Origin of the sequence: Listeria immobilis, assembly GCF_014322765.1 — a bacterium.
Lineage (GTDB): Bacteria > Bacillota > Bacilli > Lactobacillales > Listeriaceae > Listeria > Listeria immobilis.
Map to the genome: position 1 here is coordinate 26,817 of NZ_JAASTZ010000012.1, position 20,728 is coordinate 47,544.

At 35.2% G+C, this 20,728-nt stretch carries 18 protein-coding genes and 1 tRNA gene; 1 reads left to right on the forward strand and 18 read right to left on the reverse strand.

Features of this window, described 5'->3' with window-relative positions; genetic code table 11:
• Positions 1–103: 103 nt before the first annotated feature.
• A tRNA-Arg gene (locus HCJ50_RS10105) sits at positions 104–175 on the forward strand.
• 376 nt (positions 176–551) lie between these two features.
• On the opposite strand, the gene HCJ50_RS10110 is transcribed toward HCJ50_RS10105, so the two are convergent.
• The 18 genes from HCJ50_RS10110 to HCJ50_RS10195 all read right to left on the reverse strand — a co-directional run bounded on the left by HCJ50_RS10110 (position 552) and on the right by HCJ50_RS10195 (position 20,330).
• A complete protein-coding gene (locus HCJ50_RS10110; RefSeq protein ID WP_185347180.1) occupies positions 552–1,640 on the reverse strand; it encodes a DUF871 domain-containing protein in 1,089 nt (362 codons plus the stop codon).
• A 21-nt stretch (positions 1,641–1,661) separates the two neighbouring features.
• Positions 1,662–1,964: a PTS lactose/cellobiose transporter subunit IIA gene (locus HCJ50_RS10115; RefSeq protein ID WP_185347182.1), complete on the reverse strand. Its 303-nt coding sequence runs from the start codon at positions 1,962–1,964 to the stop codon at positions 1,662–1,664.
• A gap of 43 nt (positions 1,965–2,007) precedes the next feature.
• Positions 2,008–2,340, reverse strand: coding sequence for a PTS sugar transporter subunit IIB (locus tag HCJ50_RS10120; RefSeq protein WP_185347184.1), 333 nt, complete (start codon positions 2,338–2,340; stop codon positions 2,008–2,010).
• Positions 2,341–2,490: 150 nt separating this feature from the next.
• Positions 2,491–5,175, reverse strand: coding sequence for a sigma 54-interacting transcriptional regulator (locus tag HCJ50_RS10125; protein ID WP_185347186.1), 2,685 nt, complete (start codon positions 5,173–5,175; stop codon positions 2,491–2,493).
• Between the two features lie 135 nt (positions 5,176–5,310).
• A complete protein-coding gene (locus tag HCJ50_RS10130) occupies positions 5,311–6,645 on the reverse strand; it encodes a DEAD/DEAH box helicase (protein WP_185347188.1) in 1,335 nt (444 codons plus the stop codon).
• A gap of 42 nt (positions 6,646–6,687) precedes the next feature.
• Positions 6,688–7,461: a hypothetical protein gene (locus HCJ50_RS10135; RefSeq protein WP_185347190.1), complete on the reverse strand. Its 774-nt coding sequence runs from the start codon at positions 7,459–7,461 to the stop codon at positions 6,688–6,690.
• Positions 7,454–8,134 (reverse strand): ATP-binding cassette domain-containing protein, encoded by a 681-nt coding sequence (locus HCJ50_RS10140; RefSeq protein ID WP_185347192.1) that lies wholly within the window; start codon positions 8,132–8,134, stop codon positions 7,454–7,456. The genes HCJ50_RS10135 and HCJ50_RS10140 overlap by 8 nt, the downstream gene beginning before the upstream one ends.
• Before the next feature lies 1 nt (position 8,135).
• Positions 8,136–8,495, reverse strand: a complete 360-nt coding sequence (locus HCJ50_RS10145) for a GntR family transcriptional regulator (RefSeq protein ID WP_185347304.1) — start codon at positions 8,493–8,495, stop codon at positions 8,136–8,138.
• Positions 8,496–8,677: 182 nt separating this feature from the next.
• Complete coding sequence (locus tag HCJ50_RS10150) at positions 8,678–9,130, reverse strand: DUF5085 family protein (RefSeq protein WP_185347194.1); 453 nt, start codon at positions 9,128–9,130, stop codon at positions 8,678–8,680.
• Complete coding sequence (locus HCJ50_RS10155; RefSeq protein ID WP_185347195.1) at positions 9,127–9,576, reverse strand: hypothetical protein; 450 nt, start codon at positions 9,574–9,576, stop codon at positions 9,127–9,129. The genes HCJ50_RS10150 and HCJ50_RS10155 overlap by 4 nt, the downstream gene beginning before the upstream one ends.
• Positions 9,573–10,556: a hypothetical protein gene (locus tag HCJ50_RS10160; RefSeq protein WP_185347197.1), complete on the reverse strand. Its 984-nt coding sequence runs from the start codon at positions 10,554–10,556 to the stop codon at positions 9,573–9,575. Before HCJ50_RS10160 ends, HCJ50_RS10155 begins: the two co-directional genes overlap by 4 nt.
• Before the next feature lie 5 nt (positions 10,557–10,561).
• Positions 10,562–12,046, reverse strand: a complete 1,485-nt coding sequence (locus HCJ50_RS10165) for a hypothetical protein (protein ID WP_185347199.1) — start codon at positions 12,044–12,046, stop codon at positions 10,562–10,564.
• Entirely contained in the window at positions 12,037–12,399 is a 363-nt protein-coding gene (locus tag HCJ50_RS10170; protein WP_185347201.1) for a hypothetical protein, read from the reverse strand. The genes HCJ50_RS10165 and HCJ50_RS10170 overlap by 10 nt, the downstream gene beginning before the upstream one ends.
• Before the next feature lie 12 nt (positions 12,400–12,411).
• A complete protein-coding gene (locus HCJ50_RS10175) occupies positions 12,412–12,663 on the reverse strand; it encodes a hypothetical protein (protein ID WP_003720034.1) in 252 nt (83 codons plus the stop codon).
• Positions 12,664–12,845: 182 nt separating this feature from the next.
• Positions 12,846–13,829, reverse strand: a complete 984-nt coding sequence (locus HCJ50_RS10180) for a Gfo/Idh/MocA family protein (RefSeq protein WP_185347203.1) — start codon at positions 13,827–13,829, stop codon at positions 12,846–12,848.
• Positions 13,830–13,888: 59 nt separating this feature from the next.
• The gene (locus tag HCJ50_RS10185) at positions 13,889–14,854 is read right to left on the reverse strand and encodes a LacI family DNA-binding transcriptional regulator (protein WP_185347205.1); all 966 of its coding nucleotides are present in this window, start codon (positions 14,852–14,854) and stop codon (positions 13,889–13,891) included.
• Between the two features lie 47 nt (positions 14,855–14,901).
• The gene (locus HCJ50_RS10190) at positions 14,902–18,162 is read right to left on the reverse strand and encodes a GH36-type glycosyl hydrolase domain-containing protein (RefSeq protein ID WP_185347207.1); all 3,261 of its coding nucleotides are present in this window, start codon (positions 18,160–18,162) and stop codon (positions 14,902–14,904) included.
• Positions 18,162–20,330, reverse strand: coding sequence for a glycoside hydrolase family 3 N-terminal domain-containing protein (locus tag HCJ50_RS10195; protein ID WP_185347209.1), 2,169 nt, complete (start codon positions 20,328–20,330; stop codon positions 18,162–18,164). Before HCJ50_RS10195 ends, HCJ50_RS10190 begins: the two co-directional genes overlap by 1 nt.
• Positions 20,331–20,728: the final 398 nt, after the last annotated feature.

Consider the following 20,728-nt stretch of genomic DNA (forward strand, 5'->3'; position numbering starts at 1 on the left):
AGTTGGTTCCATATAAATGTGGTTCCAACTGCTTCTTTATCTTGCCCAAATGGCGTATTTCTGGTAAAATTACATCTGTTGTGCACATAAAAATTTCATTCAAGTCCCCTTAGTAAAACGGATATTACGAATCCCTCCTAAGGATTAAGTGCAGGTTCGATTCCTGCAGGGGACATAAGCTGCAAATCTTCTTTTGAGATTTGCCTTTTTATATGGATTAACTTTTATATAATTTGGTACGGTTCAATAGCTGGACGAATTCTACAAACGATAATATTACATCAGGACAATTTTCATCTATTGCATAATAAAATATTACTACTTATTTTTAAATAAAATTAAATTAGCTTACCATAAAAAACATTTTCACCATTTCTTTTCTTTCAGATTAATAATGATTTTTTGAGATATATGTTCTGACATATTATCATTACTATCTATACTATCTATACTATTAATCTAGTATAGATAGCGTTGGAAATACTAATTTTCACAAAAAAAGACATCTACAACACACTTTACAAATGTGATTGCAGACGCCTTTTTAATTATTATTTTGTTTTCTCAACTAATCTAAAGTGTTGCCACGGTAAGATGGTGTCGAGTAAATAGCGTTCTTCGGGAACAATTCGAGCAACAATATTGGTTTTTCCCGAGTTTTCCATTTCCTGGAGTGCAACTTGCATTTCGCCTTTGTAGCGTTCGTAACCGTTATTATCAATTGTTACGTCTCCTTTGGCAATGGTTTCCGTATCATGAGGCTCAAAACTATATTGTTTGAAATTCACCCGCGTCATGGTCGAACGAAGCACATATGCAGATGCATCCCCACGATTGAAGTGCTTTTGGGTTAAAACAATTTCTTTTTCCACATCTGTCGCTCCATCTAAAAATTCTACTGCTAATTGTAATTCATTACGGTTTAGTTCGCTTAAAGCACGTAACTCATCTTCAGAAGCAAACATATTGCCAATAATTACATCATCAATTAAACCTGTGTTCCATAAGTCTTTCGCTTGAACAGTAATATCCATGCCACGGTGTTCTTCCATTGTTGGAAGTCCGCCGTCAACTACAAACCAAGGACCAAATTTGCCACTGTTAGAAGAAACAAAAGCTGCTGTCCGCAAGTTTAAATCTTTAAATTGCTTACTCGTACGCAAGAAATGTTCTCTAGAAAGACCGGTGTATTTTCTTGGATAGAAGTTGTGACAACCAATAATATTCCCTACATTCGCTTGATAAGATAAAATATTTTCTACATAACGAGTTCCGTTACTAATATTTAACTCGATTTTCAGGTCTGTATCATCGAATGACATTGCTGCCTCTTCTGACCCAGAAAAGCCTAGATCAAGACGTAAGCCAGCAAGCCCAAGTTCTTTAAAGCGATTTAATTCTTTATAAGTGATATTTAAAGATTCAAAAACAGTTGGATCAACATCCGCAATAACATCAAAGCCTAGTTCTTTTGCACGTTTGCAAATGGTTTCTAACTTAGCAAATTCTGCTTCATCATTGGCAGAAATCAAACAAGTAAAAATACGACTAAAACCATATTTTGCTGCTGTTTCAATGTATTCTAATGATGCTTCAAGTGATACATGTTGTGGAAAGACAGATATTCCTAATTTTCTCATTTAAATCATCCCTTCGAAAACTTATTTAGAGCGGTATAAATCAACAATTTCTTTTGCTAAATCTTTAAAAGTAATTGCATTCATTAAATGGTCTTGTGCATGAACTAATAGTAATGATACTTCTGCTTTTTCCCCACGTGCTTCTCCTTGAATTAAAGAAGTCTGCGAATGATGGGCTTCAAGTAAAGCTGTCTCGGCATTTTTAATTTGTTCATCTGCTGTTTCAAAGTCACCTTTTTTCGCTGCTTCGATTGCAAGCATAGCATCACTTTTAGCGTTTCCCCCGTGTACGATTAATTGCATAATTGTTTGTTCTAATTCCATTATTTACACATCCTTTTTTCATTTATCAAACTTATCATTGTTCCTATTCAGCATTTTCATCTTGAAGTCGTTGGTTGATCATTGTTAGTGCATCATTTAACACTTTTTCCCCGTCCATTGTCCCGTAATCAATACCATTAATGATTGAAACGGGTATCCCGATTGGGTCCAGTACGCGTTTTAAGTTCTTCTCAAGAAAACGGACTTGCGGTGCCAATAAAACGACATCTACATTATTTCTAAATTTATCAAAATCCGCTTCTGCTACCGCGATTACAGTGGCATCTACTTGTTTTTTTTCGATAGCTTCTGTCATTTTTTTAACGAGAAGGCTTGTGGACATACCGGCCGAACAAACTAACATGATGTTTTTCATAATTAATCCTCCTAGTTTGAAAAGCTGCACGCTATTATAATATGCAAGATATATGCCAACTTTTCTGTTTTTTGTTTGCTTCTTTGCTACATTCGTCTTTACACAAGTAAAAAAGCCAAGTGTGTAAGACAATACACACTTAGCAGGGGATTATTTCTGGCTCCCTTCCACCTGATTGGAGAGCATCATCTGTGTTAAATATGCAATTTCTGATTGTGGGATGACGATATCATATTCAATCTCAACGTTTTCCATCATTTGTTGCGTAATTTGCATTTCTACCATATGATTCTTTGCAAATTCGTTTAAATCGGGAAATTCACGGTCAACTGCACCAAGTTTTACTCGTTCAATAAGGAAAGCAAGATGGAGAATCATTCCAATATCTACACCTGATTCCAAAATAACATTTAGTTGCAATTGCAGTTCTGAGATTACTTTTCTTAGGAAATAAACTAGCTGTTCCGCAGAGCTTACTGCTTGTAAATTCCCTTCCAATGAAGTTATAAGTTTTTCATAAGGAACTTCATCATTTAAAATCCGTGATACAATTCCAAGTCCACCTTCTGATAATACTTCTAATGCGCTAAAGAACGGAATATCCCGGTATTCAAAAGCAACAGATCCCATAATTGCCAAAATATTATATTCTTCCATCAGTTGATCGATTCGCTCACGAAATGCTTCCTTATGCAAAAATTGTAAAACGATAATTTCGATTTTTGTTTCATCAATTATTGGTGCGACGACTTTGCGGAGTTGTTCTGCCACACCTTCTCCTGTGAAGCAAGTGAAAATAACTGCATTTTTGACAGGTTTGGCACGTAAAACATGCGCTTTATATTTATTTTCAAATAATTGCTCGCAGCTTTGATAAATATCTTCTAAGCCTCGACCAAGTGAAGCTTTACGCATTGCTTCTAAAACAACCGGAGTACTTACCATTGTAACGGTTTTAGTCCGTATGCCAAGTTCTTCTGTTAACATATTTCCAAAAGAAGTTAACGAACCCATATCTGAAAGTAATAATACACCTTTCACAGGATTTAGTTTGATTACCATTTGTTTTAATTTTTCATACATTGTTTTTACTTCTACGGATAGCGGCATATCGAGTGCAACACCACTATCAATACTTAATAATTCCTGCACTGTTTCTACCATACTTGTTGCAGTAGAGCGGCCATGCATCATTACAATCACTTCGACTTGGAGTTCTTGTGAAAGTGCCGTATCCACTACTTCTTCAGTAAGAAACATTGTTAAAAAGCCGATTTCATCAAAGGGAATTTCAATACGTAACTCTTGTTCTATCAGTGCGGATAAATCAATCGCAACCTGGAACTCTTTTGGATACTTTTTCCGAATATTATTTAAATCCGGGTGAATAATATGTTTTTGCTCACGAACACGTTCAATTGTACTTTGTAAATGTAATGAAAAAGCGAATTTCATTTTTTCGTTGTATTTACGATTAAGTTTTTCTTCTGCCATTGCATAGACTTTTTCCGTTAATTCCCAAACTGCTGGATCGATAATTTCTTTCGCTGTTTGATGGGTTGGAAGCTGAACCATATAATCGTGAAAATATTGATCTACATCGACATAAAGCGCTTCTTCTAACTCACTTTGATCTTTACCTTCTTTCATTAGTTGATCGGCTTTTTCTTGAATAGCGTGATAAACGTCATGAACATCTTCTACTTTTGCAGTTGGATCACTTGTATCAACGAATTTAAAAATAGCTTTGTTTACATCAATAAGTCGATTTAATTTTTCTGGTTCGTCTTTAAGATGTAGTAACCCTTTTTGAACATGGATTGGTAAATCATCTTGTTCAATCAAGATATAGTTCGCTGTTTTGGTTTTATAATGTAAAAAGGCTTTTGCACAGGCAAGTTTTAAATCGCGTTGAAGTTGTCCAACATTGGCACTAGCATGGTACAGCAAAAAGGCGATGAGTGCTTTTCGATGTACTCGAATTGATTGGTGTAGTCGGATTGCTTCTTGATTTAAGAAAAATTCAACTAATTGATAACGCTCTTCCAAATTACGTTCAGCGAGTGCAGGTAACGTTATCGTCATTGGAATACGTCTTGTAAAAGTTTCTAACAAGAAATTATCAGGAGATTCTGTTGTTGCACCAATAATTTGCACTTGCGCATGGTGAACGTTAGCGCTTTCTCCAAGGGGCCGAAATTCTCCTTTATCAATAAATGTAAAGAGCATTTCTTGACCTTCAGGAGGCAAACGATGAATTTCATCTAAAAATAAAATTCCACCGTCTGCTTTTTTTAGTAAACCTTCTCGCGTTTCTTCTGCGCCTGTGTAAGCACCTTTAATTACCCCGAAAATATGACCGAAGAGAAGTTGTGGATTTTGCGCATAATCTGCACAGTTAAACGATATAAAAGGAGCATTTGCTGGAATTGTTTCCGACTCTTTGGCAAATTGATACATACATTCAGCAAAAAGAGATTTCCCAGTCCCAGTCCGTCCTAAAATCAAGCTATGCAAACCATTAGGTGGATAAAGAATGGCTGCTTTAGCTTGTTGGATACTTACTTTCAAACTATCCTCTGAACCAATTAAACGTCCAAAAGCGGTTTCTGCATGTGCGATGATTGGTTGTTCCGTTTTGGTAGTAGATTTTAAAGCTTGATAAAAAACTGGTTTCCCTGAAAGTTTATCAATCCTATTTTCTTTAAAAAGATCATTTAGATAACGACTAGCGTTTGCTCGGTCCATTTGAAGCAATTCTGCAACATCTGCTGCAGATACTTTTTCTTCTTTTTTCTTTAGAAGTTGGAGGACTTCTTCTTTTCTACTAGACATCTACTCTACTCCTTTTTAAAACTATATATTTTCATTATACCTTTTTAAATAGCATCCTCGCAACGATAAAAACCAAATGTAAAAAAAGAGCGAATATCTTTCTCATGGTAAAGAGAGAAAGATATTCTGCACATTTTAAAACTTTTTAAAATTAGTTGGTTTCTTTTTTGTTTTATTGGTTGTATTATTTCGTTTTGCTTGGAATGAATGAGTCGATTTTTCTTTAGATGCTGGCTTCGTATTTTTAGTTGTTTTTCCTTTATACGCAGATTTTGCTGAAGAACTGCTGGTTTTTTCATTGCGGACTTGTTTAGGCGGTCGTGTCGCTTTTTTGGCGATTTTATTTTCTGGCACTGCCCCGTCAAGCAGCTTTCCTTGGTAAAATCTAACTTGCTTTCCTTTTAGATTGTGGATAGTTAAATATTGTTTTAATGTGCGTATTTCACGAGGATTAGCAAAAGTAATGACCGTCCCAGATTTACCCATTCGTCCAGTACGTCCAGAACGATGCGTATATTCTTTCTCACTCACTGCCAAATCATAGTGAATAACATATGGTAAATCTTCAATATCTAAGCCCCGAGCTGCAACGTCTGTCACGATTAAATAGGTTAATGTCCCTTTTTTGAAATCATCAAGATATTTTTTACGCTTTTCTTTCCGAATTTCGCCGTGAACACCCGCAGCTTTTACTTTGTCAAAATGTAGCTTTTCTAGTAAAATCTCCATTCTCGGTTTGTCTTTTACGAAAACAAGTGCACGCATGTCTTTAATATGCGAAATCCGGCGTAAAAGAGTTGCTTTATCGCGTGACTCTACATCCATATAAAGATGTTCGACATTTGTTAATTCCTCGGATTTTGCAGTCACTTCAAGTACAACTGGCTCTTGCTCTGTTTGCGTGAAAAATGTTTCTGGATTTTCTAACTTTGTAGCAGAAACAAGCGTGAGTTGACGATCACGTACAGCACTTTCAACAATTTCAAGTGTACTTTTATAGTTTTCTTGGCGAAGTAACTGATCACATTCATCCAAGGTAATTGTTTTGATTTCATGCATTTTAATTTTTTTTTGTTTGATTAATTCTAATGCGCGTCCTGGAGAAGCAACGATTATTTGTGGTTTTTTCTTTAGTTTTTCAATTTGACGCTTTACATTCGCTCCACCGATTAACGACACTACAGTTAAATCTTCATTTGGTAACCACGAGCGAATTACCTCTGTGATTTGCATTACAAGTTCATGGGATGGCGCTAAAACTAACCACTGTATGTGTGGGGTGGCTTCAATTTTTTCCAAGGTTGGTAGTGCATAGGCTACCGTTTTCCCTGTTCCAGTTGGTGACACCGCTAAAACATCTGCGCCGTCTTTGATTGGCTGATACATCGCTTGTTGAATTTCTGTTGGTGTTTCATAGCCATGTTCTTGCCATTTTTCCGCCCAAAAGCTTGGGATTTTTGATTCTATCATGATCGGACTCCTTTATTCGTTCTTCCTTGTATCATACCACGCTTACTGCAAGTCTGCACTTTTATTTAGAATTTTTGTTGCAATAAATAGAAGAAAAACGACAAAAAGCAGATTAAAAACAAATTCTGAGGCAGAAAACTGAAATGCAAGCCCAATAGAATAATGAAACTGTATTTCTGGTCCTACTTCTGGTAACCAATTACTTTTGATATATATTTGCGCAGCATTAATCACCAAAAAATAAATAATTGCTGCTATAAATCCAAAACGATAACCATACACTGGAACCATGCTAAGTGCTGTCGCCACAATGACAATACAAACAAAAGATAAATTAACCAGCCAAATTCCTAAGAAAGTTTCTAATATTATTTTTAGAGCTTCTATTACACCAAGGTCTGCACCACTTATAGTTATTATCGATAACATCATAAAAAGGAATCCAGCAGTTAAAATAGTTGTTTCAACTAAAGAAATGATTACTTTATTTATAAGCGTTTTCCAAATAGGTGCTTTTGTTTGGAAAAATAAATAACGTGTTTCATCATATACACCACCACGGGCAGTTGCTACAAAAAGTAGTACCCAAATAAGTATCCAGCTTCCCCCGACAATACTTAAAAGTGTTAGAAAAATATCATCCCCTGCTGTAAAAATAGCTCCATCGCTACCTAGATTAATTACTACTGGTTGAAGCACGCCTTTCCCTAATTTATAAAAAAGCCCCACGAGTAAACAAACCATCCATCCGGAAAAAGCTGCAATAAACCAATAGCGATGTGCATTCCATTCTAATTTCCAATGAGCTTTAAGCATGTCCAAATACCTCCCGATAATAAGTAACAATCGATTTCCCATCTATTTCTCTTAGCGTTTCGGTGTTTTTACGGTCAATAATTTCCCCATGCTTCATCAAAATAATTTCATCAAACATCATTTCCATATCTTGAATTAAATGTGTGGTAACAACAAGTGTTGCATCTTCTTTTAAAAACTGAGCGATTGATTTCACCAAGTCATCCCGCGAAATTAAATCAATTTCCGAAAAAGGTTCATCTAGTAAATAAAGGTCTGCGTCCCGACACAAAATCAAGGATAGCATTACTTTTGCAGCATTTCCTTTCGATAAATATTTGGTATTTTCTTTGACATTAACACCAAGTGAATGAATCATTTCGGTCGCTTTTTCAGGATTAAAATCTGGGAAAAAGCCCTGGTAAATTAAAAAATAATCACGAATCACCATATTAGGTAAAAAATCTTCACTCGGTAAATAAGCAACTCGTTTATCCTTTGCCAAAACAAGCTCACCAGAGGTAGGTTTTAATAATCCAGAGATCGCATTAAATAGCGTTGTTTTCCCTGCCCCATTCGGTCCAAGTAGTCCAATTATTTTTCCGGATTCTAGCGTTAAATTAATATCATTTAATGGTTTATATTTACGATATTTTTTTGTTAGACCTGTTATTTTGATTATGCTTTCAGTCATATTAAATACTCCTTTTTGTTAGTAGTTCTATTGCTGCTTGACGGGTTAAACCAATACTTTCTGCCTCTTCCAAAAAACGCTCGGCCATTTCATCAGCCAGTTCACTTTTAAGCTGCTCGAAAACAACTCTTTCTGATGTTACAAATGATCCCATCCCACGCTTAGCATAAATGTAGCCTGCTCTTTCTAACTCTTGGTATGCTCGACTAACTGTATTTGGATTAACTGCAAGTGATGCTCCCATTTCACGGACAGACGGTAATTTATCATCTGATTTCCATTCTCCTGTAACCATCTTTTTCTTCATCCAATCACAAATCTGACTATAAATGGGTTTATCTGTATGGAATGTTGGTTTCATCATTACCTCCTCCATCTGAAACTAGTGTATTAAGTAAATAGTACACTTAAATTAAACTTATTGTCAAGCACAAAAAAGCCAGGAATAAGTATTAAAAACACTTTTCCTGGCTTTCCATTAAATTATTTTTCTACATTAAACCTTGATGCTACAAAAAATAGTGTTAGCCATATTAATAATATTTAACTTTTATAATAACCAACATATAGATTAACATATTTGCTCCCGTTTTTTGGGAATACATGAAAAAAAGGTGTTTCTATATTCAAATTATTTATTTCTAAGGTCGCTAATAATTCTGCATAAGACTGCTCCGTTACGTTATCAAAATCACCCACAATGATTGTTTTTAGTAATGGAGTGATTTCAAAATATGAAGCAAATTGATAATCTTCTACTTCAAAGATGTTTTCAATGATTGGAAAAAACATTTCGATATCTATCATTTCATCTGTTGGAACATTATTAAGGCTATAAAAAAAGGGACCTTTCAAATTATAACCTTCATTAATAATGCCAGAAACAAAATTTTGATAGTTCTCTTCTATTTCAGAATAATAAAATTTAGCTCTTTTACTTACAACATTCTGAAAGCTAATTTTGTCTGCTGTAAAGACTTTTGGCAACAATTTCATAGTTTGTCTACCTCACAATATAAATCAATAACAATATCGCCTTCTAAATCCAGAAGAACGTGATAAATTGTTAATAAAATACCTTTTTCCTTATCAATCTTTTCCTTAATTTCATTATAAGGTATAGCTTCTTCTTGGTCATAATGACGATAAAAATAATTTGTAGTAAATTCTAGTCTTTCTTTATAAAAAAACTGTGACTTATTTTCTCCAACAATGTTTATTTTATTGCCAACAGTGGATAAAATAGTCACATCATTTGATTCATCAAATGGATTGTATTCAAAGATAGTGGGTGAATCTGCAAAATATCCATTCTGAACTAATACTTTCTTAAACTCAGCGCCAATTTCAGCCACTTGGTCAAATATCTCTTTATCAGAATCAAGTGTTGCACTAAATCCAATGACATTATTTAGGCTAAATTGTCTTGTTTTTATTTTCATTTTTTTCTCCCAACATGCTTATTTTTTATTTTTTTTATAATCCATTGTATCAAAATTATCATAAATCCAATTAAGATGACAATTACAATAAATCCAAATATATTTTTTATTGTTTTAGATAATGCATATTTCTCATCAATTTTCACCATACCAACTATTATAGCTATTCCTATTAACACATATACATACTTTTTCCTGAGTATTGATCTCAATCTCCCATTGAAAGAAAAGGGCTTCTGGTCTTTATACTCTTCCCAATAATCTCTATTTACAGATTTCAAATATGTTAGGTAGCCAATTTCTATCAGCAATCTTGTGAAGGCTAACACAAAAACCAAGGCAAGTAAAAGTCCTAAAATAAATAAAAAATTTGTAAAAAATACGCCTGTAATACTAACTACTCCAAAAATAATCCAAGCAGAATTAAAATTAAATACCTTAGAAAAAGCTAGATAATTAGCAACTTTTCTTTGTTCCGAAAAGCCTTTCCTTATATTTTTTCTAATCCAAAAAACATTATAACAAATAGTCAGTAGAGCTACTGTTCCAATTAAAACTAGAAATATCATTGAATAGGTTGCATTAAAATCAGCTATGTTTGACTTATACCCAGTTGATTTACTATTACTAATCATGAATGAAAGAGCTACTAAAATAACTAATTCAATTAATAAAGTAAAAAATAATAATATAGAATTAAATACCTGATGTTTATAAACTATTTTTTTGGGAATAAGAAAAAAATAGATATTCAATACAATCGCATAAACCACATAAAATTTTAGCATCCCATATAAAATTGTGCTTGCTATATTATTGTACCAAGAGTGAATTTCTATTCCTGGGATCAATCCAATAATTGATAGGACTAACAAAGCAATTAATTGGATTCGTAGTGCCCCCACTGAACCTCTAGTTTTTGCCAAAGAAATAAAGTATTTTTTATTTAATGATTCTGAACTGTTTATATTTTCTACCATAGATATCACCCATTCCCAAATAAGAATCCTCCAACCCAATCACCTACTGCTTTTGTGACAGTCTTAACACCATCTTTAACATGATCTACAGCACTTTTTTTAGGAGGTCCTCCAAATTCCCAATTTATAGCTACATTAATTCCAACACCCACTGCTGCACCAACAACCGTCCCTAATGGGGGAAGGAATGCTGACCCAACCATAGCACCAACCGCAGTAGCGCCTGCAGCTGAACCAATATCAATTGCAGAATCTGTTACAAAATCAACTGTCTCTCCTGCATCAAGTCCATCAGATAAGTCTATATTTTCTGCAAAATTATTTCCAATTGTTAAACCTGTTCCAAGGATACCCAGTCCTTTTCCAAATTTACCAACTTTTGAAGCATCCCCCCATCCTTTAAAATCATTTACAGGATTGAATGCTTCTTTAAAATTTGAAAGTCCTGCTAACTTTAACTCTCCAAAGTCAATACTCCCATTTGGAAGCATAGAGTAATGATAATTTCCCAGATCAATACCAGATTTGTTTTGGAAACTTTTACCTAGATTATAAACGTGACCTCCATTTGTTGTTGGTTTAAATAAAAATCTATTTCCTAATTTTAATCGACCTAATGAATCTTGAGTGATAGCAACACCATTTAGAAAAGCACGACCATTTACAAAGCTTATAGTTGAAATAGTTCCATCTTTAATATAATCTAAAAAGTCTGGGCCAAATTTATTAAGGTTTTCGATTAGCCAGTTTTCTGTCTCTCCTGGTGTCATATTTTCCGGTGCATGTGTAGCAATATAGTTTGGTGAATTTTTAAATGCTGCTACATCTTTTTTGCCTGTAAACCAGCTTTTGTCTGTACCAGTGGGCAAGGTGTATGAGCCATCAGAATTTATAATCGTATTATCTAACACTAATACACCTTGCATAGCTATATTTAAATCGTTAAGACTATCACTAAACAATCCATTTGTTTGTGAAGAAAAGGTATGTAACTTATCTAATTTTATTTGTAATTGCTCAATATCATCCTGAATGCTATCTGACATTTGATCTAGTTTTTTCTGAAAATCAAGTAAAGAATCTAGTATTGTTGTAGCCGGATTATTTCTTAAAGCAGCTTTTGCAATAGATGAAGCAAAGTCAACAGAAGCTTTCATCATTTTTTTTATCGCAATTTGCTGATTTAAATTTTCTTCATTTAAATACCCTTCATTTGAAATGTTTTGATCAGCTGTTTCATATTTTTGCAGTTCTAGTTCAATTGCTTCACAAGCAGTAGTTACTCGTGTAATAGTTGGGATAATCAGATCGCTAAATATACCTTTTCCCGCAGTATAAGCAGCGCCCGCCAATGAATGTCCATCTACTGCTGCAATGACCTCTTGGCTTCCAAGTTTTAGTTGGTTGATTGCTTCTTTTCCATTTGTTAAATTACTTGTTAAAGATTGAACTAATTCGGCAGACTCGCTACTTGAATAAACTAATCCCAAGGAATATCACTCCGCTTCTTATAAAGGATTTCACGTTCTTCGTCCATTTTTTTCGTTTCTTTTTTGTAGGCTGATACAATCTGGTCATTGGATTCACGTAGTAATTGACGAAATGATTGTTCTTGCTCTTCATTATGACGTTTAAACCAATTTGTTTCGGAGCTATCAAATCTTGCATTTTCATTATTTAAATTGTTTAGTTCCTGAAAACCTCTACGAAAGTCTACTTCCAAATTATAAATAGATTCTTCAAGTTTTCTTTTTCCGTTGCTGAGCTCATCAATTTGCTGTTCATTTTCTAAAATTAGCTGATTATATTTCACACGTTCGTAATCATTTGACTTTTTATTCAAATAATTCACCTCTTAAAATGTAATTTGACTATCTTGAAGGGCAATAAGTTCTGCAATTTTGGGGAATTTTTCGCTTTGAGTCGTCACACAGTCAATTAGTTGCGCTAAATCTGTTAACAACTGGTTATTAACTTCCATTCCTGTCTTCATACTGGTTATTGTACTTTGCTCTAAAGAGACTTGTTGTCCTTTATTTATAGTCACTGATTTTACTCCCGCAACGGCAGATGTTGCTGAGCTAGTACTTGAAGCGATGTTACTCATGAAATGTCTCCTCCCGTCATTTATACTAAAATTAGTATATCAAAAAATAGGTACATACTTCCACTAATATTAAAATAGTTGACTACTAAATAATCAGGGTAATTATGTTTCGCCACAAAAAATACCGACCTCCAAAAGTTAGATTTTTGGGGTCGGTTCATAGTATTACGCTTTCCTTTAAATTATTTTTCTACATTAAACCAAATATCATTTTGATGGCGGAGTTCGTTTGAGACACGTAGTACTTTTAAGCTTAAGTCAGCTAAGTATTCATAGGTATCATGGTCACTTTGTTCGATAATTCTTGCAAACTCTGCAGCTTCAAATTGCATATCATTAGGAACAGTTGGTCCTGCTAGTTCGGTCACTTCTTTTGTGGCATTATCATAAAAAGTAATATTTTCAATACCCGTAAGCGGATCAATAATCAAGGTTCCTTTTTGACCATAAATTTCGCTTGGTAAGAAGGACTGTGAATTTTTCCCTTGAATAATCGTGATGTTAAATGTAGGATATTCCAAAATAATTGGTCCTAATCCGTCCACCCCAGTTGGTAGTTTTGTGGCAAAATAAGTTGCTTTCACTGGTTCTCCGAATAGAGTAATTGCTGAATAAAGCGGATATACGCCTAAATCAACAATCGAGCCACCTGAAAATTTCAATGAGAAGATATTTGGTTCTTCTCCATTTAAAACTTGGTCATATCGGGATGAATATTTCATATAAGATAGTGTTGCCCCATGGATTGTACCAATTTTTGTTAAATTTTCTTGCACTTTTTTAAAATTAGGTTCTTGGATATGGCGTGCTGCTTCAAATAAGAACACATTATTTTCACGAGCGATTTGGTGGGCATATTCTAGTTCAGCCACCGTAGAAAAAATTGGTTTTTCGACGATAACATGTTTTTTATTTTTGAGTAAACTTACTGCATGTTCAAAATGAAGGGCATTCGGGGACGCAATGTACACTGCATCGAGTGCGTCCGATTTCCCCATTTCTTCTATATCAGTGAAATAAGCTAAATCTCCATATTTTTCTCCAAATGCTCGAGCTTTTTCTTCTGTTCTTGAATAAACAGCAGTAAGTGTCCATTCACCTGAATTAATAGCTCCATCAATAAAAGCATCTGTAATCCAATTCGTTCCCATAATTCCAAGTTTCATTAGCCAACAACTCCTTTAATTTTACTTTAAGTATACCTTAAAATAAGCAAAAAAGTGTACTAATTTTTTGAAACAGAGGAACCGCTAATTCTTGTAGTGTAGATTATTTCGTTTTCAGCTTTATCTCCTTCGAGAAGGGCAACTAATTTATCAGCTGCTACTGCTCCCCATTTGTATTTAGAATATTCAATTGTTGCAAGACGAGGTACTAAATATTCACTAATATCAGTGTTATCAAAACCAATAATTCGCACATCTTTTCCAATTTCTAGTGTTGTTTTTGCAAAATAACGATACATGCCAATGGCCATATTATCATTTAAAGCAAATACTGATACTGGTGCTTTCCAATTTTCAGCAATAATCGCGGCAGCATTTTCACCACTTTGTTCAGAAAAATCCCCTTCAATGATATGTGCTGTTTTATCTCCTGACCGAGCTAATTCTTGTTTTGCAGTTTCTAGCCTGACTCTGGCATCGTAGGAATCATCTGGACCTGTAACCACATAAAAATCTCCTGAAAAGTCTGTTGATAAATAATCAATTGCCAGCGTAGCGCCACCTTTATTATCCAACAAAACTTGGCAAACATTTTTATGTGTTAACTCCCGGTCTAATACGACTAATTTATGACCACGATCAGCGTAGTTAATAATCTCACTGGAAGGGAAGTTAGCATCTAATATAATTGCCCCATCAATCATTTTCTCGGGTAAAAACCGGTGTGCTTTTGTACCACTGCAAGCAATAAGCTCATACCCATGTTTGTAAAGCGTTTGCGTTAAACCCTCGAGTAAAGTTCCATAAAATATCCCGCCATAGTTTGTTAAATAGACGCCGATAATTTTAGTTTCTCGTGTTTTTAACGTTCGTGCTGCCATATTGGGAATATAGTTCAATTCATTTGCGATGGTCATAATTCGTTTTCGCGTTTTTTCGGTCACTTTCGGGCTGCCATTGAGTGCATAGGATACTGTTGATATGGAAACCCCTGCCTTTTTCGCGATATCTTTAATTCCTACCACGTGAATCGCATCCTTTTCTGTTTTCTTTTATTATACACAAAACAATCTTAGAGACAGTTGTTTTTTTGAAATTTAATTGTAATTTGCGAACATTTTGACGTTAAGTTCTTTTTCGGTAAAATCATTGCCCCTGTTCGATATAGATTTGCTGCATTTTCTACTAATTGCTTTTCTCCATCTACTAAAATCCCTGCTTTTTCCGCAAGTTCGTAAGTTATATCAAGTGCGTAATTATCCAACTCTATATGACATTCCAAACCATCTAGTTCTGCTGGTAAAATTGGATCAAAAATAAATGTATCTTTAATTTGACGAATGCCCAGAACAGCACTAATCAATTGATGCAAATAGATTCCTGGACCACTTGAATAAATGCGCCAACCACCTTTTACTGGGATTGTTCCTTCTTTTACACGTGAAAATTCATTTTGAGCCTGATAACGATCTAAAAAGGCCGCATCTGAACTACTAAAATAGGTGTTGCTTTGACGAAGTGCCGCGTTTGGTACAACTTCTTTAATATTGATTGGATTAATAATTTCCAACATATGCCACGCACTTGCATCACCAATTTTAGCTAATGATTCAATATAACGAATATGAGCATGGACATATTGCAAGCCTACTTCTCTCCCAAAATTAGCTGCTTGTTCTGCTCGTTTAAAATGGGTACTCACCCCGCCTGCATAGTGTGCTGGTTCACTCATTAATCTTACGCCATCAGGATGTAATAAATGGCTGTTGATAATTTCAAAATTCCGCTTAGCTTGTTCTTTGCTTACCAGTTCAGCGATAACACTTCTAGTTAAAGGAATTAGGCGATAGTTAATTTTTGTATCCTTATCTTCCGGGTGAATCATCCAAACAGGCTCTTTCCCTTCTTCTAAATAAAGGAACCCTGGAATCACATCCGTTTTACCAATCATATATTGTTCAAAATCCGCTTGTACGCGATTCGCAAGCACTGCAAATTCTTCTCCTGCTGGCAAATATGCCGCAAGTCGTTTGAAGGCTTGATAAGTTAGCGCCACAGTCCAACTGGATACCATGTTTTTCTTTAACTGGGCATTTGCTGGTTGCAGTGTGTCATCCCAGTCTCCATCTCCATAATTCGACAGTGCTGTTCCTTTCATAAAACGGGATTCGATTGTTTTAACAGTTAATTCAATATGTTTTTTCAGTGAGCTGGTTTCTGCGGTGAAATTTTTCGATGTACGGTCCATAAAAGGAATTTCTTCCTCTAAAATCTTTGTATCTCCTGTCAATTCTAAATAATCACCAATAATCTTAAGCGGCCAGACTATTACATCACCGTGGCTTTCTTCTTGTTGAATGGAAGTGTATTTATCGAACATAAACCACTGCGGCCAGTCTCCTGTATCTTGATATTGATGAGAATAAATCGTTACTATAAGGTTGCGTAACACAGCCTTATTGCCGGTTGCAAGAAAGAATTCAAACGGACCTTGGCTAACATCACGAGTTCCCCAGGCTGCCCCGCTATACTGTTCTAAACCGTGCGGGGATGCATAATGAACCAACATTTGGTGAGCATACCAATATACCGTTAAATTTAATTTTTCTGCCGCTGCATTAGAATGATTCAAATGAAACTGCGCAGTTAATTCATCGTAGTTTGCACGAACTTCTTTTATTGCTATTTCTAAATCTGGTTGAAGTGCAGCAAATTCTTTTGTTAGCTTAGCTTGCACATGAAAATTAGCATAATCAGTTGCATCGTAAATAAAGACATCTAATCCCGCTGACTGAGCATAGGCTTCTGCAAAATAGCTTTCATCTGTGATTTTTTGGAAAGATCCATCCACTTGGAAAGAAATATCTGGGTAGGTAGCTAACATTGGAGATTCATCGGATGGATAGTATGTGACTACCTTTTGATTTATTGTTTTTTTCACGCTAGTCTCATATTCATTCGTTCCCATTGTTACCTGGTTTGTTAGTACAAATTTATATTGGCGGCCTTTTTCCGACTTCACTGTTACATAGGCTTCTTTACTTTCAGCAGTGAGTGTTGTTTGGATGGTAATTAGATCATCCGCTAATTGGTAGTACCAGATGGAATAGTTTGTTCCCGTCTCCCATAAAGACGGCACACCCAGTAACCTAAGCTTCGAATCCTGTTCTATATAAATTCGCACCCCGCTCGTTTGAAGGATATTAAGTGGATTTCGGGCGTGGCTATTCCATTTGTTCATATTGGAATTTCCTGCGACAAGTTGAGATAAAAATGCGCCATACATATATGTTGTTGCTGAAAGAGTTGTTTCTGGATTTAATACATTCACTTTATCAAGTAAAATACTGCCATGAGGGCGCTCTAGTTTCCCCTCTTTTTCGCGAGTTACAACATGTGAATAATTAGGAGTGAAGAAAGATAACAACATATCATCTTGTGTTTCTTCTTGAATACGATCTGGAAATTTCGCTTGCAACCATGCTTCTGAAATAGTTTCTCCAGTAATTGGTAAATCTATCCTTTTTTGACGGGTAATTTTATTTACTGTTTGATAGTTATTTTTTGTTGCTACTTTGTTTATGTCCCATATATTTTTATGTTTGGCACCTGATGCTTCTGGTTGATTTTCTGTTATATAACCATAAAAAGTAGTTTCTCCGTTTCCTTGGAACTTCTCTGTTTGTAGAGAAATTTGCGCGAATTCATATTGATAGACTCGGTTTGGTAATGAACTTTTGGATAATGCTTCTATTTGATTCGTTAGTTTGTAAGCAGTTCCGTAGATATCAAATCCATCCGTTGCGTAACCAATAATCTTCGTTGTTCCACCTATTTGGACTGCTGGAAATTGATTGTTTTGTGGTTGGTTTTGGCGTGCTTGGATAGTGTAACCTGCTTCGTCTTCTGTCACATGATAATCAATATACTGCGACATATAAGCTTCATTCGTTCTTACAGCTGCTTGTTCTGCCAACCCTAAATCTTGTAAATAAACCAAATCAAATTCCACATCTCCGTCCACTTTTACATGATAAAACCAACCCTGTGGATGAAAATGCATTTGTACATCAAAGCGAAAAGGCCCAGCTTCTCCAAGATACCTTACACTACTTTCGCTAAAAGCTACTTCTGCGTTTTCTGTGAGTAATGGATAGGCTGTTATTTTATTTCCTTGATACGCACGTACATATATTTGCGATAATCTGTTTTCTAATGGATTTTGGATAACTTGATTTAACATAATTTGATTTAATTTCATCCATGCTAACTGCCCTTGTGGATGAAAAGCTGCAGTAAAATTTCCTTGTTTTAGTTCAATTAAGTTTGTCACTAAATTTCCCCCACTTCCAGTTCAAAAGTATCCACTTCTACGCTACTTGTTCCAACGAAAATACGGTGTAAACCAGGTTCTTGTATTTTTTCTAATTTGGAATTATAGAAAGAGAATGCTTCACTTGTTAATTCCAATGAAACGGTCTTCTCTTCCTCAGCTTGAAGGAATATTTTTTCAAATGCTTTAAGTTCTTTTACAGGGCGAGATATACTAGCTGTTACATCTTGTAAGTAAACTTGAATTACTTCTTTTCCTGCTACTTTGCTTTTATTTCTTACAGTTACTTTTATTTCTACTGACTCGCCAAGACGGATTTGTTTTGGTAATTCGGCAGTCTCCCACTCGAATGCACTATAACTTTTTCCGTAGCCAAATGGATAGTATGGCTCATTTGGAATATCTAGATAATGAGAAACATAGCGTTCCCCTTTATTTCCTTCTGTCTGAGGTCGACCTGTTTGTAAATGATTGTAGTATACAGGAATTTGCCCTGTTGTTTGTGGGAACGACATAGATAATTTACCAGAAGGATTACTTTTACCAACTAATAAATCAGCTGTTACATGACCAGCTTCTGTCCCTGGAAACCAGAGTTCTAAAAGCGCATCACTTACCTCAGCTAGTTCCTTAACTTCTAACGGTCTACCATTAAATAATGTGGTTACAACTGGTTTCCCAAGTGTTTTTACATAGTTCGCTAAATTATATTGTGCTTCCGGCAAACGTATTGTAGCTAAACTTCCTGCTTCACCGCCCCATTCATTCTTTTCGCCAAGTGCAAGAACAACCACTTCGGATGCTTGAACTGCTTTTGCTATTGCTGTTTTATTTTCCTCAGTAAGTGTGGTGTAGTCTGTTTGAACAGTTATTAACTCAGAAAAAACTTCTCGTAAACCAGTTTCTACTTGGATAGCATCTTTTTCTTCACCGTATACTGTCCAACCGCCAAGAATATCGCTTGAAGTTGCTAATGGACCAATGAGGGCGATTTTGGTTTTAGGAGAAAGTGGGAGTAGCTGTTGTTTATTTTCTAGTAAAACCGCAGATTCTAAACCAGCTTCTCTTGATTTTTGCCGATTTACCGTTGTTAGAATATCAGTTTGGCGTGATTTTTCTTTTAAACCACGATAAGGATCTTCAAATAGCCCTAAATCATTTTTTAATTGTAAGATTCGTAAAACAGCTTCATCAATCAAGCTTTCTGATAGTTTATTCGTTGTAACTAAATCTTTTAATTCATGAATATAGCAAGTAGTCATCATTTCCATATCAACACCAGCTTCCATCGAAAACTGTGCTGCTTCTGCCGGATTTCTTGCCGTCCCATGATTAATTACTTCTGCAACTGCGCCCCAATCAGAAATTAATACGCCATTAAAATTCATTTCATTCCGCAAAACGTCTCGATTTAACCACTTGTTCATTGTTGCAGGAACACCATCTACCACATTAAAAGCTGTCATTACTAATTTGGCTCCTGCTTGAATTGCTGCATCATATGCTGGTAGATAGTTTTGATATAGTTCGCGCGTTGACATATTTACAGTATTATATTCTAGACCAGCCTCTGCTGCCCCATATGCTGCAAAGTGTTTTACGCATGCCGCTAAGTTTGTGTAATTTTCATGAAGCTTTTCAGTTTCACCTTGATACCCAGCAACCATTGCCTTTCCAAGCTCACTATTTAAAAATGGATCTTCTCCAGTGGATTCCATTACTCTTCCCCATCTAGGGTCGCGTACTAAATCAAGCATCGGTGAAAAGGTCACATGATGTCCATCCGCTGTTGCTTCCAGGGCGGAAACTTCTGCCATCGTTTGAACTATTTCTCGATTAAAAGAACATCCAAGTGCGAGCGGTATTGGAAACACTGTTTTATATCCATGAATGACATCCGCCATAAAAATAAGGGGAATGCCTAATCGATTCGTTTTTAAATAGGCTTCTTGAATGCTTAACATATCCTCAGCTGAACTTGATCCAAGAACGGAACCAGCATTTTCTGTATGAGCATCTGTTAATTTCATTTCTTGAAGTAAAGGTCCTGTTAATTCGGCATTTTTAATTGCTCCTTTAAAAAGAAAAGGGGATAATTGCAAACACTGGGCAATTTTTTCATCTAAGGTCATTTCTGCTAATAAAGCGGTTAATTTTCCTTGTTTCATAGGAACCTCCTAAAACACATTTTTCGAAACGTTTCTATTCAAATATAACAACAGTATAAGCGCTTTCTTTTCTTTAGTCAACCAATAAATCAATTCACAAGTGTAATAAACCGGATTTATCATTTTCTTCTATATTATCCCGCTTTTGCAAATGTTATTCTTTAAAAATAATATGCCTATTAAACCATTGATATACAATGTGTTTAACTATATTATTAAAAATAATTTTGCAATCCACTTGAAACCGATTACATTATATACTATAATAACCTTATCGAAACGTTTCTATTGAATATTCAGTATGTGAATTAGTTTTCACAATTTGTTTTTCCCCGTACGCAGCAAAACTTGTTTCGTACAACTTGTTTTATTTTCATATACTTCAGTCATAAGGGTTG

Excerpts from the sequence above, each read along its gene's own strand:
- HCJ50_RS10110 (WP_185347180.1), bottom strand. The coding sequence starts at position 1,640 with ATGAGAAAATTAGGAATATCTGTCTTTCCACAACATGTATCACTTGAA.
- HCJ50_RS10115 (WP_185347182.1), bottom strand. The coding sequence starts at position 1,964 with ATGGAATTAGAACAAACAATTATGCAATTAATCGTACACGGGGGAAAC.
- HCJ50_RS10160 (WP_185347197.1), bottom strand. The coding sequence starts at position 10,556 with ATGGTAGAAAATATAAACAGTTCAGAATCATTAAATAAAAAATACTTT.
- HCJ50_RS10135 (WP_185347190.1), bottom strand. The coding sequence starts at position 7,461 with ATGCTTAAAGCTCATTGGAAATTAGAATGGAATGCACATCGCTATTGG.
- HCJ50_RS10195 (WP_185347209.1), bottom strand. The coding sequence starts at position 20,330 with ATGAAACAAGGAAAATTAACCGCTTTATTAGCAGAAATGACCTTAGAT.
- HCJ50_RS10175 (WP_003720034.1), bottom strand. The coding sequence starts at position 12,663 with ATGAGTAACATCGCTTCAAGTACTAGCTCAGCAACATCTGCCGTTGCG.
- HCJ50_RS10120 (WP_185347184.1), bottom strand. The coding sequence starts at position 2,340 with ATGAAAAACATCATGTTAGTTTGTTCGGCCGGTATGTCCACAAGCCTT.
- HCJ50_RS10130 (WP_185347188.1), bottom strand. The coding sequence starts at position 6,645 with ATGATAGAATCAAAAATCCCAAGCTTTTGGGCGGAAAAATGGCAAGAA.
- HCJ50_RS10155 (WP_185347195.1), bottom strand. The coding sequence starts at position 9,576 with ATGAAAATAAAAACAAGACAATTTAGCCTAAATAATGTCATTGGATTT.
- HCJ50_RS10140 (WP_185347192.1), bottom strand. The coding sequence starts at position 8,134 with ATGACTGAAAGCATAATCAAAATAACAGGTCTAACAAAAAAATATCGT.
- HCJ50_RS10125 (WP_185347186.1), bottom strand. The coding sequence starts at position 5,175 with ATGTCTAGTAGAAAAGAAGAAGTCCTCCAACTTCTAAAGAAAAAAGAA.
- HCJ50_RS10145 (WP_185347304.1), bottom strand. The coding sequence starts at position 8,495 with ATGAAACCAACATTCCATACAGATAAACCCATTTATAGTCAGATTTGT.
- HCJ50_RS10150 (WP_185347194.1), bottom strand. The coding sequence starts at position 9,130 with ATGAAATTGTTGCCAAAAGTCTTTACAGCAGACAAAATTAGCTTTCAG.
- HCJ50_RS10180 (WP_185347203.1), bottom strand. The coding sequence starts at position 13,829 with ATGAAACTTGGAATTATGGGAACGAATTGGATTACAGATGCTTTTATT.